This is a genomic window from Xanthomonas sp. NCPPB 1062, assembly GCF_041481705.2.
Taxonomy (GTDB): Bacteria; Pseudomonadota; Gammaproteobacteria; order Xanthomonadales; family Xanthomonadaceae; genus Xanthomonas; species Xanthomonas euvesicatoria.
In genome coordinates this window covers 1,915,117-1,927,710 of record NZ_CM192987.1, presented here as the reverse complement: position 1 = coordinate 1,927,710, position 12,594 = coordinate 1,915,117, and the positions used below count along the sequence as shown (strand labels likewise).

Annotated in this window: 16 protein-coding genes; 3 read left to right on the top strand and 13 right to left on the bottom strand. The window is 66.0% G+C overall.

The features are described from left to right. Positions 1-3: 3 nt before the first annotated feature. The 5 genes from hfq to rlmE form a co-directional block, all read right to left on the bottom strand. A complete protein-coding gene (hfq, locus tag ACCQ16_RS08510; protein ID WP_005915027.1) occupies positions 4-282 on the bottom strand; it encodes an RNA chaperone Hfq in 279 nt (92 codons plus the stop codon). A 77-nt stretch (positions 283-359) separates the two neighbouring features. Next, complete coding sequence (gene miaA / locus ACCQ16_RS08505; protein ID WP_029819215.1) at positions 360-1,343, bottom strand: tRNA (adenosine(37)-N6)-dimethylallyltransferase MiaA; 984 nt, start codon at positions 1,341-1,343, stop codon at positions 360-362. Beyond that, the gene (gene folP / locus ACCQ16_RS08500) at positions 1,343-2,245 is read right to left on the bottom strand and encodes a dihydropteroate synthase (RefSeq protein ID WP_277572922.1); all 903 of its coding nucleotides are present in this window, start codon (positions 2,243-2,245) and stop codon (positions 1,343-1,345) included. The genes miaA and folP overlap by 1 nt, the downstream gene beginning before the upstream one ends. A 126-nt stretch (positions 2,246-2,371) precedes the next feature. Beyond that, a complete protein-coding gene (ftsH, locus tag ACCQ16_RS08495) occupies positions 2,372-4,312 on the bottom strand; it encodes an ATP-dependent zinc metalloprotease FtsH (protein WP_014089977.1) in 1,941 nt (646 codons plus the stop codon). Positions 4,313-4,372: 60 nt separating this feature from the next. After that, complete coding sequence (rlmE, locus tag ACCQ16_RS08490; RefSeq protein WP_005915021.1) at positions 4,373-5,005, bottom strand: 23S rRNA (uridine(2552)-2'-O)-methyltransferase RlmE; 633 nt, start codon at positions 5,003-5,005, stop codon at positions 4,373-4,375. Positions 5,006-5,070: 65 nt separating this feature from the next. On the opposite strand from rlmE, the gene yhbY reads away from it, so the two are divergent. Continuing rightward, positions 5,071-5,376 (top strand): ribosome assembly RNA-binding protein YhbY, encoded by a 306-nt coding sequence (yhbY, locus tag ACCQ16_RS08485; RefSeq protein WP_005915020.1) that lies wholly within the window; start codon positions 5,071-5,073, stop codon positions 5,374-5,376. 15 nt (positions 5,377-5,391) lie between these two features. Beyond that, entirely contained in the window at positions 5,392-5,766 is a 375-nt protein-coding gene (locus ACCQ16_RS08480; RefSeq protein ID WP_218561116.1) for an Mth938-like domain-containing protein, read from the top strand. 190 nt (positions 5,767-5,956) lie between these two features. On the opposite strand, the gene ACCQ16_RS08475 is transcribed toward ACCQ16_RS08480, so the two are convergent. The 4 genes from ACCQ16_RS08475 to surE are packed head-to-tail and all read right to left on the bottom strand — an operon-like array spanning position 5,957 to position 8,819. Next, the gene (locus ACCQ16_RS08475; RefSeq protein WP_011347105.1) at positions 5,957-6,736 is read right to left on the bottom strand and encodes a peptidoglycan DD-metalloendopeptidase family protein; all 780 of its coding nucleotides are present in this window, start codon (positions 6,734-6,736) and stop codon (positions 5,957-5,959) included. Then, a complete protein-coding gene (locus ACCQ16_RS08470) occupies positions 6,733-7,347 on the bottom strand; it encodes a YqaA family protein (RefSeq protein ID WP_003481846.1) in 615 nt (204 codons plus the stop codon). The genes ACCQ16_RS08475 and ACCQ16_RS08470 overlap by 4 nt, the downstream gene beginning before the upstream one ends. 18 nt (positions 7,348-7,365) lie before the next feature. Further along, entirely contained in the window at positions 7,366-8,043 is a 678-nt protein-coding gene (locus ACCQ16_RS08465; RefSeq protein WP_127167516.1) for a protein-L-isoaspartate(D-aspartate) O-methyltransferase, read from the bottom strand. Continuing rightward, a complete protein-coding gene (gene surE, locus ACCQ16_RS08460; protein ID WP_011347104.1) occupies positions 8,040-8,819 on the bottom strand; it encodes a 5'/3'-nucleotidase SurE in 780 nt (259 codons plus the stop codon). The genes ACCQ16_RS08465 and surE overlap by 4 nt, the downstream gene beginning before the upstream one ends. Positions 8,820-8,918: 99 nt before the next feature. Here surE and ACCQ16_RS08455 point away from each other — a divergent pair, with 99 nt between their 5' ends. Beyond that, complete coding sequence (locus ACCQ16_RS08455; protein ID WP_011347103.1) at positions 8,919-9,461, top strand: Smr/MutS family protein; 543 nt, start codon at positions 8,919-8,921, stop codon at positions 9,459-9,461. A 249-nt stretch (positions 9,462-9,710) separates the two neighbouring features. Here ACCQ16_RS08455 and truD read toward each other — a convergent pair whose 3' ends face one another. From truD to ftsB, 4 genes are all read right to left on the bottom strand, one after another. Further along, positions 9,711-10,820: a tRNA pseudouridine(13) synthase TruD gene (truD, locus tag ACCQ16_RS08450; protein WP_277572921.1), complete on the bottom strand. Its 1,110-nt coding sequence runs from the start codon at positions 10,818-10,820 to the stop codon at positions 9,711-9,713. Between the two features lie 113 nt (positions 10,821-10,933). Continuing rightward, the gene (gene ispF, locus ACCQ16_RS08445) at positions 10,934-11,434 is read right to left on the bottom strand and encodes a 2-C-methyl-D-erythritol 2,4-cyclodiphosphate synthase (protein WP_277572920.1); all 501 of its coding nucleotides are present in this window, start codon (positions 11,432-11,434) and stop codon (positions 10,934-10,936) included. A 3-nt stretch (positions 11,435-11,437) separates the two neighbouring features. Continuing rightward, on the bottom strand, positions 11,438-12,232 hold the full coding sequence (gene ispD / locus ACCQ16_RS08440) for a 2-C-methyl-D-erythritol 4-phosphate cytidylyltransferase (RefSeq protein WP_011347101.1): 795 nt from the start codon (positions 12,230-12,232) through the stop codon (positions 11,438-11,440). Beyond that, positions 12,229-12,594 (bottom strand): cell division protein FtsB, encoded by a 366-nt coding sequence (gene ftsB / locus ACCQ16_RS08435; RefSeq protein WP_008577317.1) that lies wholly within the window; start codon positions 12,592-12,594, stop codon positions 12,229-12,231. Before ftsB ends, ispD begins: the two co-directional genes overlap by 4 nt.

Here is a 12,594-nt window from a genome sequence, read left to right as displayed (position 1 = left end):
CCGTTACTGCTCGACGTCGTCATCTTCCGCCTGATTGCCTTCATTGGATTGCACATACCCACCACCGGGCCCCACGCGCACATTGCGCGCCGGCACCACCGTGGAAATGGCGTGCTTGTACACCATCTGACTCACGGTATTGCGCAGCAGGACCACGAATTGGTCGAACGACTCGATCGTGCCCTGCAGCTTGATGCCATTGACCAGATACACCGACACGGGCACCCGCTCGCGCCGCAGCGCATTGAGGAATGGGTCCTGTAAAGATTGCCCCTTAGCCATCGAAAAATCCTCTTCATTATTGTTCTTATTGTTCCGGTCGACACCTGCTATCCCCAGCCGGTCCCGGAAACGGGATGTTACACGCCTGAAGCCTGCCGTACAGCGGGACGATCAGCGAGGAAGCCGACAATTGCGTCCTCCAATTGATGGCGGTCACGCTCCGGGTCGAACCAGCGCGCGTCCAGCTCGCCGCGCAGCCAGGTGAGCTGCCGCTTGGCCAGTTGCCGGGTCGCCTGGATCGCCTTGTCGCGGAACTCGGCCAGGCCGCCAGCCCCATCCAGGTACTGCCAGGCCTGGCGGTAGCCCACCGCGCGCACGGCCGGCAAATCCAGCGGCGCTGCCACCGCCTGCATCTGCGGCAGCGCCCGCAGACGCTGCACTTCCCCCAGAAAATCCTGCGCCAACATCGCATCCAGCCGGTGTGCGATCCGTGCATGCAGCACCGCGCGCTCGCGTGGGGCCAAGACCACCTTCAACACGCGTACCGGCAGGCGCGGCCCTGGCGGTAGCGCCTGCCACGCGCTGATCGGCCGCCCGCTGATGCGGTAGACCTCCAGCGCCCGCTGGATCCGCTGCGGGTCGGTCGCATGAATGCGCGCTGCCGCAACCGGGTCCACACGTGCCAGTTGTGCGTGCAAGCCGGCCCAACCGATATGCTGAGCTTCGGCCGCGATGGATGCACGCACCGTTTGGTCGGCCTCGGGCAGGTGCGACAAACCTTCCAGCAGTGCACGAAAATACAGCCCGGTGCCGCCGGCCAGAATCGGCAATTTGCCGCGCGCCACGATTTGCGCGATCGCCTGGCGTGCATCGGTGGCGAACTCCGCTGCCGAATACACCTGCCAGGGATCGCGCAGGTCGAGCAGATGATGCGGCACCGCCGCGCGCATTGGCCCGTCCGGCTTGGCCGCACCGATCTCCAGGCCGCGATACACCAGCGCCGAATCGACGCTGACGATTTCCCCGTTCCAGCGCTCCGCAGCTTCCAGCGCCAGCGCCGTCTTGCCGCTGGCGGTGGGGCCCATCACGGCGATCGCCAGCGGGCGTTGGTCGACAGGCATCAGTCCTCGTCCGGCCAACGGATCGTGGGCGCAGCGGGCGCGCTGACACGCGGTACCGGAATCGCCGCCATCGCCTTCCACACCTTCAACGCATCCACGGTTGCCGCCACATCGTGCACGCGCAGCAGCAGCGCGCCATGTTGTGCGGCGATCAGATGCGCGGCCACCGAGCCGTGCACACGTTCGGCGGCGATCTGGCGCCCGGTCAGTTCGCCGATGCTGCGTTTGCGCGACAGCCCGGCCAGCACCGGCAAACCGAATTCCTGCAGCCGCTGCAGCTGCGCAAGCAGGGTGAGGTTGTGCGGGGTGGCCTTATCGAAGCCAAAGCCCGGGTCCAGGACCAGCCGGCGCTTGTCGATGCCGGCCATCTCGGCAGCGAAGATGCGCTCGGCCAGAAACCGGTGCACTTCACCCACGATATCGTCGTAGTGCGGCGCATCCTGCATGGCGTGCGGCGCGCTGCGCGCATGCATCAAGACCACAGGCACGCGCAGGTCCGACGCCGCTTCCAGCGCACCGGGCGAACGCAGGGCATAGACGTCGTTGACCATGCCGGCGCCGGCCGCGACCGCCGCGCGCATGACCTCCGGTTTGAACGTATCCACGCTGATCGGCACGCTGGTGCGCTGGGCCAGCGCCTCGATCACCGGAACGACCCGCTGCAATTCTTCTTCAACCGAGACCGCCGCAGCGCCCGGGCGGGTGGATTCACCACCGACATCCAGCACCGCAGCGCCCTGCTCCACCAACGCCAGCCCATGCGCGATCGCCGCTTCGCAGGTCGCATGCTGGCCGCCGTCGGAGAACGAATCGGGTGTGACATTGACGATACCCATCACCTGCGGTGCATCCAGTCGCAGGCTGCGGCCGGCGCAATCCAGTGTCAGGGTGGTATCGAACATCGGCAGTGTCTCCTGGGTTGGTGATGGTCGCCCATACGTGGGCATCGATGCGGCCCGATAACGCATCAAGGCCGGGAATTGCTCCCCGGCCTTGATGGATGCCTCGCAGATCAGTGCATGGCCGGCTTAGAGTTGCTCGGCGGGTCCGGCGATGGGCGGCAATGGACGCGGGCTACCCTTGTCGTTGTTGTTGCCACCGTCCTTGTCGGACTTGCCCCAACCCGCCGGCGGCGGCGGCTCGCGGCCTTCCATGATGGCGTCGATCTGAGGCACGTCGATGGTCTCGTACTGCAGCAACAACTGCGACATCGCGTGCAGCTTGTCCAGATTCTCGGTGAGGATGGTCTTGGTCTTGCTGTAGGCCTTGTCCAGGATCGAGCGCACGACTTCGTCGATCTTGCGCGCGGTTTCGTCGGAGACGTTCTTGTGCTGGGTCACCGAACGGCCCAGGAACACCTCATCCTCTTCCTCGCCATAGGCCACCGGGCCAAGCTCGTCGGACAGCCCCCACTTGGTCACCATGTTGCGCGCCATCTTGGTGGCCCGCTCGATGTCGTTGGACGCACCGGTAGTGACCTTGTCGCCACCGAAGATCAGCTCTTCGGCAACGCGACCACCGTACAGCGAGCACAGCTGCGATTCGATCGCCACGCGGTTCATCGAGTAGCGGTCGCCTTCCGGCAGATACATCGTCACGCCGAGGGCGCGGCCGCGCGGAATGATGGTGACCTTGTAGACCGGGTCGTGCTCCGGCACCAGGCGGCCGACGATGGCGTGGCCTGCCTCGTGATACGCGGTGAGGGTCTTCTCGTCCTCGCTCATGGCCATCGAGCGGCGCTCGGCACCCATCAGAATCTTGTCGCGGGCACGGTCGAAGTGGTCCATGCGGACTTCCTTCTCGCTGCCACGCGCCGCGAACAACGCTGCTTCGTTGCACAGGTTGGCCAAGTCGGCGCCAGAGAAACCCGGGGTACCGCGGGCGATGACCATCGGCACGACATCCTCGGCCAGCGGCAGCTTGCGCATGTGCACGCGCAGGATCTGTTCGCGGCCCTTGACGTCCGGCAGGCCGACCACGACCTGGCGGTCGAAACGGCCAGGACGCAGCAGCGCCGGATCCAACACGTCCGGCCGGTTGGTCGCCGCGATCACGATCACGCCTTCGCCCCCTTCGAAACCGTCCATTTCGACCAGCAACTGGTTCAGGGTCTGCTCGCGCTCATCATGCCCGCCGCCGAGACCGGCACCGCGATGACGGCCCACCGCATCGATTTCGTCGATGAAGATGATGCACGGCGCGTGCTTCTTGGCCTGCTCGAACATGTCGCGCACGCGGCTGGCACCCACGCCGACGAACATTTCCACGAAGTCCGAACCGGAGATGCTGAAGAACGGCACCTTGGCCTCGCCGGCGATCGCCTTGGCGAGCAGGGTCTTACCGGTACCCGGCGGGCCGACCATCAGCACGCCGCGCGGAATCTTGCCGCCCAGCTTGGTGAACTTGGTCGGGTCGCGCAGGAAGTCCACCAGTTCGCCGACTTCTTCCTTGGCCTCGTCGCAACCGGCAACGTCGGCAAAGGTGATCTTGATCTGGTCTTCGCCCTGCAGCTTGGCGCGCGACTTGCCGAAGCTCATCGCCCCCTTGGCACCGCCGCCACCGCCCTGCATCTGGCGCATGATGAACAGCCAGAAGCCGATGATCAGGATGACCGGGAGGAAATTGAGTACCAACGACCAGAAACCAGGCCCGGTCGAGGGCTTCTGGCGGGTCATTTCGATGTTCTTGCTGTACAGCACGTCGACCAGCTTGTCGTCGCGCGGGCCGTAGACGGTGGCTTCGCTGCCGTCGGTGCGCTTGAAGCGGATCGCGTTGACGGCCAGGTTGGTTTCATCGGTGTAATCCACCGATTTGACACGCCCGGAGTCCACTTCCTTCAGGAACTGGGTGTAGGTGATCGAGTCGGCACCGACGCCGCCCGCCATCCGCGGCGAGAAGCTCTGGAAGACAACCATCAGCACAACTGCGACGACCACCCACAGCAGCAGATTCTTGGTCAAGTCGTTCATCCTCATTGGCTCCGGTGCCCTCTACTCTTCGATGCTTGAAATACGATGGTCATTGGCAGCTTACTTGATCTGGACACGCTTGCCCTGACCGAGCGCATAAACTTCCGGGGAGCGCTTGCGCGAGGCCGCCGGCTTGCGAATCGTCACCTTCTCATAGCGGCGGCGAAGCTCGCGAATGTAGTCGTCGGACCCGACACCCTGGAACAGCTTGATCAGAAATGCCCCGCCCGGCTTGAGGTGGGTGTCGGCAAATTCCATGGCCAGTTCCGCCAGGTGCATCATCCGCGGTTGGTCGACCGCATCCATGCCACTCTTATTGGGGGCCATATCCGACAGCACAAGGTCCACCGGCACATCGCCCAGCATCGCTTCGAATTGGGATAGGACGGCCTGCTCCCTGAAGTCGCCGTGAAGGAACTCCACGCCCGCCAGGGCCGGCATGTCCAGGATATCCAGCGCCACCACCCGGCCGCTGTCGCCCATGGATTTGCGCACCTGTTGCGACCACCCGCCCGGGGCCGCGCCCAGATCGACCACCACCATGCCCGGCTTGAGCAGGCGGTCGCGCTGCAGCAACTCTTCCAGCTTGTAGGCCGCGCGCGAGCGCATGCCCTCGGCCTGGGCCTTCTTCACGTAAGGGTCGGCGAAGTGTTCCTTGAGCCAGCGCTGGCTGCTTTTACTGCGGGAAGGCATTGGCAAAGGGGTCCGAACGGGTCGCCATGATACCCTGAACACCCTTTGCTTCCCTTCGATCCTGCATGTCCATTGTTCTCACCTCCGCCCAGAACCGTTTCCTGCGCGGCCAGGCCCACGACCTCAAAGCCTTGCTGCAGACCGGCGGCAAAGGGGTCACGCCGGCATTTCTGGCTGAACTCGAGGAAGTGCTCGAGCGCCACGAACTGGTCAAGGTGAAGGTGGCATCGGAGGATCGCGAGACACGTGATGCGCTGATTGCCGAGCTGATCGAACAAACCGGCAGTGCGTTGGTACAGCGCATCGGCCACGTCGCCATCCTGTACCGCCCCAGCAAGGAAAAGCGCCAGATCGTGCTGCCGCGCGGCTGAGCCAGCGAGTTCGTCATGCCTTTAAGTCAGGAACACCCCGATTACGCCTACGCGCTGCGCGCGGCCGACGGCCGCCATGCCAAGGTGAACGAGCAGATCCTGCAGCAGAGCTTCATCCTGATGCCGGATGAGCTGGTAGAGCACTGGCCGGTCCAGACGCTGGAGCAACTGCAGGCCGGTCACATGGAGGCGGTGCTGGCGCTCAACCCGGCCGTGATCCTGCTCGGCACCGGCGAACGCCAGTTATTCCCCAAGACCGACGTGCTGGCGGCCTGCCTGACCCGCGGCATCGGCCTGGAGGCGATGACCAATGCCGCCGCCGCACGCACCTACAACGTGCTGGCCAGCGAAGGCCGGCGGGTGGCCTTGGCGATGGTGTTGCCGGGCTGATTGTCTTGGGACGGGATTCGGGAATCGGGATTGGGGATTCGTAAGAGCGGGCTTCCGCAAGCTGCGCCTTCAATCGCCAAACCAGGCTAGAGCGTCAATTGGTCCAAGTGGTGAGTCCGAAGAACCCACTCTCTGTCCGGATACGAACAGCCCAGGGCCGTTGCGAATCCCGAATCCCAACTCCCCAATCTCATTTCTTCGGCAAATACAGCAGCGGATCGACCGGCTTGCCGTTGTAGCGGATCTCGAAGTGCAACATGTCGCGGGAGGCGCCGCTGCGGCCCATTTCGGCAATTTGCTGCCCCGCCTTGACGCTCTGGCCCTCGTTGAGCAGGCGCTTGCGGTTGTGACCGTACGCGGATAGCCACTGGTCGTTGTGCTTGATGATGATCAGCTCGCCGTAGCCGACCAGGCCGGCGCCGGAATACACCACCACGCCATCGGCGGCGGCACGCACGGCCTGACCGCTGGTGCCGGCGATGTCCACGCCCTGCTTGGTGGTTTCGCCAGTGACGAAGGTGCCCACCACGACGCCATCGGCCGGCCAACGCCACGAAAATCCGCTACTGACCGGTGCGGCGATCGGCGCGACGGGGCGCGGCGGGGCCACGGTGCCGCCAGCCACCGGCGCGCTGCCACCCGGCTTGCTGGTACCGGGCGGATACAACTTGAGCGTCTGGCCGGGATAGATGGTGTTTGGGGAAGACAGGCCATTCCAGGCGGCCAGATCCGCGGCGGTGATATTGGTCCGGCGCGAGATCGCGTACAGGGTGTCGCCGCGCTGCACGGTGACCGTGGCACCCGGACGCGGCACCGAAGGACGCGGCGCGGCGCTGGGGCGCGACGACGACCCGCCACCGCTCGCTCCGGGCGAACGCACCACCGTTGCGCTGCTGCAGGCGGTCAGTCCGATGGCCATTGCGAGCATGACTGCTGTCTTGCGTGCCGAATTCATCTGCGTCTTGCTCATCCGTTCGTTGTCTTCCACACCAACCAGCCCGCACCGACCGCCAGCACCGCCATTGCAACCCAGCCCAGCGGCTCGATCCAGCGATGCAGCGCCGCTTCGGCCCGCGCACCGCCCAGGCGGATCGCGCCGGCCACCAGATACACGCGCTTGCCGCGCCCGACCAACATGCTGGCGATGAATGGCAGGATCGGCACGCCGACCACGCCCGAGGCCCAGGTAAAGATCTTCAGCGGGATCGGGGTGAACCCGACCAGGACCAGCGCCCAGAACGCCTTCCACGGCGAATCGGCCACCAGCGTGCGCAGGGTTTCGATCTGCTGCTGGATCTTCGCGCTCCAGCCCAGCCATTCGATCAGCGGCTGCAGCGCGGCGAAGGCGAAATGGCCAAGCAGATAACCGACCAGGGCGCCGCAGATCGAGCCGATCAGGCTCAAGGTCGCAAACCAGAGCGAGCGCTTGGGCTCGGCCAGCGACATCGGTGCCAACATCACTTCCGGCGGTACCGGGAAAATGAAGCCCTCAACGAAGCTGAGACCGGTCAGCAGCGCGGGTGCGCGGCGATGGCGCGACCAACGGATGGCCACGTCGTACAACGGCCCAAAAATCTTCATCGAAGAACTCTCATGGATTCAATCCAGCATGCCCGACAACAGCGGGACGAACGTGACCGGCGCCAGAACCTGTTGTTCGATGGCGCCATCGGCCCCGCGGGTGAGTTGCACCAACGATTGCGAGGAAGGCCCTCCGACCGGCGCGACCAGGCGCCCGCCGACCGCCAGCTGGTCGACCAATGCATCGACCAACGCCGGTGCGGCAGCGGTCACCACGATGGCGTCGTACGGCCCGTGTTCGGGCCAGCCGATGCGGCCGTCGTCGTGCTTGCTGCGCACATTCATGCCCAGGTGCCGGAAGCGCTTGCGCGCCTGCCGCAGCAGGTCGCCGATGCGCTCGACGGTGTAGACCTCCAGCCCCAGCGCCGCCAGGATCGCGCCTTGGTAGCCGGAGCCGGTGCCCACTTCGAGCACCTTGGTCGGGGTCACCTGCAGCACCGCTTCGGTCATGCGCGCCACCACCCAGGGCTGGGAGATGGTCTGGCCATGGCCGATCGGCAGCGCAGTGTCTTCGTAGGCGCGCGAGGCCAGCGCTTCATCGATGAACAGATGCCGCGGCACGGTGCGCATCGCGTTGAGCGTGGCCTCGTCCTGGATGCCCGCCTCGCGCAAGCGCTCGACCAGGCGGTCGCGCACGCGTTGCGAGGTCATGCCGATCCCGACCGACTCCGGTTGCAGGCGCAGCCTCGGCGTCATGCCGGGCCGTCCAGCGCTGCGGTCAGCCCACCCACCCAGCCGGCAACGGTGTCCAGTGCCTGGTAGCGGGTGAGATCGACGTGGATCGGCGTGATCGAGATATGCCCGGTACGCACAGCGTGGAAATCGGTACCGGCGCCAGCGTCCTGCTCGGGACCGGCCGGGCCGATCCAGTACACGGTGCGGCCGCGCGGATCGCGCTGCGGCACGCACGGCTCGGACCGGTGGCGGTTGCCGAGCCGGGTGACTTCGAAACCGAGCACATCCGACCATGCCAGATCCGGCACGTTGACGTTGAGGATGGTGTCGGCGGGCAACGGGTCGGCCTTCAGCCGCGCCACGATTTCCACCGCTGCGCGCGCGGCGGTGTCGTAGTGATGCGCCTGGTGATTGTGCGTGACCAACGACACCGCCACCGCCGGCAAGCCGAGGAAGCGGCCTTCCATGGCGGCCGACACGGTGCCCGAATAGATCACGTCGTCGCCCAGATTGGCCGAATTATTGATCCCGGAGACCACGATGTCCGGGTCGTAATCGAGCATGCCGGTGAGTGCCAGATGCACGCAGTCGGTCGGCGTGCCGGCCACTGCGCAGGTCTGCGCATCGACGCGGCGGGTGCGGATCGGCACGTCCAGCGTCAGCGAATTGCTGGCGCCGGAGCGATCGCGGTCGGGCGCGACCACCATCACTTCATGACCGGCATGGCGCAGCGCCTCGGCCAAAATCTGGATGCCGGGGGCGTCGACACCGTCGTCGTTGCTAACCAGTACGCGCATGGGACTCCTCGGAAAACCGGGCCATGATACCGGATGCGTCCCGCGCCTTCGCGCTTGATCTTCGCGTGCGTCTGCGCTTGGACCGGGTACGCTGTGCAGATGTCGCATCCTGAAGACGAAGACGACGGCGCGTTGTTCCGCGCAGCGATCGGCGCGGTCAAGCCGATTCGTGAAGTCGCCCCACCGGCCAACGCCAAGCCACGCCCCAAGCCGCGCGCGCGCATGGCCGAGCGCGACGACGCCCAAGCGCATACCGAATTTGCGCGCCTGCTGCGCGACAGCGCGCCGTTGGAAGCGGGCGATACCGCCAGCTATCGGCGCGAGAATCTTCCCACCCGCTTGTTTCAACGGCTCAAGCGCGGGCAATTCTCGGTGCAGGACGAACTGGATCTGCACGGCGCCACCGCAGCGCAGGCCGAATCGTTGCTGCGCCAGTTCCTGCTGGACGCACACGCGCACGAACATGGTTGCGTGCGCATCATCCACGGCAAGGGACTGCAATCGGACACCGGTGCGCCCGTGCTGAAGAACCTCATGGACCGGCTGCTGCGTCAACGCAACGATGTGCTGGCGTTTCATTCGGCGCCGCCGACGCAGGGCGGTACCGGGGCGCTGCTGGTGTTGCTGGCGCGGCGGCGATAGGCCGATGATTACGCGCGAGTGATGCTAAACGGCAGCCATTGCGCATGGCGACGTGTTGTCTGGAAGGTCTGTCGCGCATGCTCGTCGGGCACGAGCCGATTCCTGTTGCGCGCCTTGTGCAGCTGGCCATCGCTCGTGGCGCCGCGACCGGCCACTATCGCCTCAGCGACCGCCGAGGCCGCTTTTGCGCGCATCGCATGATTGGACCGTCCATGCTGCCCCGCGCGATCGGCCGGCGTTTGTGCGCGATCATGCGTCGGCGCGCATGCCGACGTTGAAGCGACCGGCGTCGGTGACATCTCCCAGTTCCCACAGCACCGCGGTGGCATAACAGCCAGGCGGCAGCGCGAACTCCAATTGCAGGGTCTGTGCCTCCAGCCATCGATAGTCCAGACCCTGCGGGCGCAAGCGCAGCGCGCGGCGCTCCTGCTTCAGCCCCGCTGCTTCCAGGCCTTGGCGCAATGCTTCGGATTGCGGATCGGACAACGCGCCCTGCTCCAGCGCTGCCGCTTGATCGGTCGAGCGCAACGCGCCAATGCCCCACAACGGCCCGCTGGGATGGATATCGAAACGTGCCAATCGCTCTGCCAGGGCCTCGCTCCACGGCTCCGGGCCGAAGACGCTGCGCGAGCCGTCCAGCATCCACGCCTCGCCCTGCAGTGCGCTATCCCAACTGCCCTGCGCCACGCGTGCGCCAAGCACGCGATTGAACAGGACCGAACGCGCTGCCGACAGCAACATCGAGCGCTGATCGTTGCGCAGCCGCCGCCTGGATGTGGGCGCCGGCAGCAACGTTCCGTCCTCAGCTTGCACATGACCGAACATCGCCAGCGCAGCCGCCACATTTGCGCCATCGCGACCGAAGCGTTGTTCGCCGAACCAATTGGGAATGCCACGCGCAGCAATCGCCTGCAGCCGTTGCTCGATCGCCTCGCGCTCGCCCTGCACCTGGCGCAGCGTCAGCACGAAGCGGTTCCCGTGCAGCGCACCGCGTTGCAGCTTGCGGTTGTGCCAGGCGCTCTGGACCACCTGCATCTGCGCATCATCCAGCGCGGCGATATCCGGCGCGATGCGCTTGGGCAGATGCACGCTGAAGCGCTGGGTGGTCACTGCATGGCGATCTTTCAGACCCGCATAGCTGACGCCCATCTCGGCGATGCCGGCCCAGTGCGCAAGCTGTTTGGCGATATACGCGGTGTTCTGGCCACGCTTGCGCACGGTGAGCAGCAGATGCTCGCCTTCGCCGGAGGGCTCGAATGCCGGCAGCTCGTCGACCTGGAAATCGTCCGGGGTGCTGCGCATCGCCGCGCTGAGCACGGCAGCGCCATGCGCGCGCGGCGGCAAAGAGGTCTCGCTCATGGTGTGGTTCGCCTTCGCGCCGGACGTGGCGCGCTGTGCGCCGAATGGTTCGGCGCGGTGATTGCGTCGGGCAGCATCGGCGCCGGCTCCGGCCCCAAGCGCTGCCTGTGTCGCTATTGTTGAGGCACAGCGGACCTGCCCAGCAACACCGCGGCCTGTGCAGCGATCCCTTCGCCGCGGCCGGTGAAACCCAACTGTTCGCTGGTGGTGGCCTTGACGCTGACCGCATCAAGTTCGATCGCCAGCAGGCCGGCAATGCGCTCGCGCATGGCCACCGCATGCGGGCCGACCTTGGGGCGCTCGCAGATCACGGTGATGTCGGCATTGCCGACGCGCCATCCGCGCTCGCGCAGCAAGCCATCGCAATGCTGCAGGAACTGTGCGCTGTCGGCGTCTTTCCAACGCGCATCGGAAGGCGGGAAATGCTGGCCTATATCGCCCAGCGCCAGCGCGCCCAGCATCGCATCGCACAGGGCGTGCAACACCACATCGCCATCGCTATGGGCGAGCACGCCGTGGCTGTGCGCCACGCGCACACCGCCAAGCATCACGTGGTCGCCAGGGCCGAACGCATGCACGTCGTAGCCTTGGCCGATTCGGAATTTGAAGGACATGGATTAGATCTCTTCGGGCCCGGAAACCCGGGACCCCGGGCCGGAGAAAGCAGAAGCCAGAACGGACGACTGGGGATGTGCGCTTTCCGGGTCCCGGGCTCCGAGCCCCCGGTTGACCAGTTCAAATTCGAAGCGCGCCAGATCCGCAGGGGTCGTCACCTTGAAGTTGTCTTCGGCGCCTTCCACCAGCAAGGGGCGCAGCCCCATCCGCTCCATCGCCATCGCTTCATCGGTGACCTCGACACCGGCCGCCGCGGCCTCGGTGAGTCCACGGATCAGTTGATGGCGACGAAACAGCTGCGGGGTGAGTGCGCGCCACAGGCGTTCGCGCGGTTCGGTGCCGTCGATACCTCCATCGTCGCCGGCACGCTTGAGCGTATCGCGCACCGGTGCAGCCAGGATGGCGCCGACCGGGTCGCCACGGCCGATTTCCAGCAGGCGGTCCAGATCGGCCAGGGCCAGATTCGGCCGCGCGGCATCGTGGACCAGCACGAAATCGTCGGCACGTACGCTCTCGGGCAAGGCCAGCAAGCCAGCCAGCACCGAGGCTGCGCGACTCGCACCCCCCAGGCAGGTCAGCACGGGCGTGGACTGCACCGCGGTCCAGCCGGGCCAATCGGCATCGCCGGGGGCGATTGCCACCATGATGCCGGCCAGCGCCGGATGCGCCGCCAGCGCAGCTAACGTATACGCCATCAGTGGCTGACCGCCGGCCGGCAAATACTGTTTGGGAAGCGGCCCGCCAAAACGGGTGCCGCGCCCGGCGGCCGGCACGATTGCCCAGATGGACCCGGTCATGGGTGATCCACCGGATCGATCGGCTCAGGCGCTTGCTGTGGGGGGGCCGGAGCCTCAGGCGATGCAGGTGCCGGCAGCGGCGCATCCTCGACCACGCGATAGAACGTCTCGCCCGGCTTGATCATGCCCAGCTCGCTGCGCGCGCGTTCCTCGATTGCCGCCTCGCCGTCCTTCAAATCCTTCACCTCTGCTGCCAACGCCTGGTTGCGTTGGCGCAGACCTTCGTTGTCCTGTGTCTGATGCGCGACCTGGGCTTCCAGCATCATCACCTCGCCGGAATTCCCAGGCCCGAACCAGAAGCGGTACTGCAGCCAAGCCAGCAGTACCGCCAGCACCAGCAGTAGCCAGCGCCAGTTGCGCAC

Bases quoted from the DNA above. Each gene is read 5' to 3' on its own strand.
- hfq (WP_005915027.1), bottom strand. From the start codon at position 282: ATGGCTAAGGGGCAATCTTTACAGGACCCATTCCTCAATGCGCTGCGG.
- miaA (WP_029819215.1), bottom strand. From the start codon at position 1,343: ATGCCTGTCGACCAACGCCCGCTGGCGATCGCCGTGATGGGCCCCACC.
- folP (WP_277572922.1), bottom strand. From the start codon at position 2,245: ATGTTCGATACCACCCTGACACTGGATTGCGCCGGCCGCAGCCTGCGA.
- ftsH (WP_014089977.1), bottom strand. From the start codon at position 4,312: ATGAACGACTTGACCAAGAATCTGCTGCTGTGGGTGGTCGTCGCAGTT.
- rlmE (WP_005915021.1), bottom strand. From the start codon at position 5,005: ATGCCTTCCCGCAGTAAAAGCAGCCAGCGCTGGCTCAAGGAACACTTC.
- yhbY (WP_005915020.1), top strand. From the start codon at position 5,071: ATGTCCATTGTTCTCACCTCCGCCCAGAACCGTTTCCTGCGCGGCCAG.
- ACCQ16_RS08480 (WP_218561116.1), top strand. From the start codon at position 5,392: ATGCCTTTAAGTCAGGAACACCCCGATTACGCCTACGCGCTGCGCGCG.
- ACCQ16_RS08475 (WP_011347105.1), bottom strand. From the start codon at position 6,736: ATGAGCAAGACGCAGATGAATTCGGCACGCAAGACAGCAGTCATGCTC.
- ACCQ16_RS08470 (WP_003481846.1), bottom strand. From the start codon at position 7,347: ATGAAGATTTTTGGGCCGTTGTACGACGTGGCCATCCGTTGGTCGCGC.
- ACCQ16_RS08465 (WP_127167516.1), bottom strand. From the start codon at position 8,043: ATGACGCCGAGGCTGCGCCTGCAACCGGAGTCGGTCGGGATCGGCATG.
- surE (WP_011347104.1), bottom strand. From the start codon at position 8,819: ATGCGCGTACTGGTTAGCAACGACGACGGTGTCGACGCCCCCGGCATC.
- ACCQ16_RS08455 (WP_011347103.1), top strand. From the start codon at position 8,919: ATGTCGCATCCTGAAGACGAAGACGACGGCGCGTTGTTCCGCGCAGCG.
- truD (WP_277572921.1), bottom strand. From the start codon at position 10,820: ATGAGCGAGACCTCTTTGCCGCCGCGCGCGCATGGCGCTGCCGTGCTC.
- ispF (WP_277572920.1), bottom strand. From the start codon at position 11,434: ATGTCCTTCAAATTCCGAATCGGCCAAGGCTACGACGTGCATGCGTTC.
- ispD (WP_011347101.1), bottom strand. From the start codon at position 12,232: ATGACCGGGTCCATCTGGGCAATCGTGCCGGCCGCCGGGCGCGGCACC.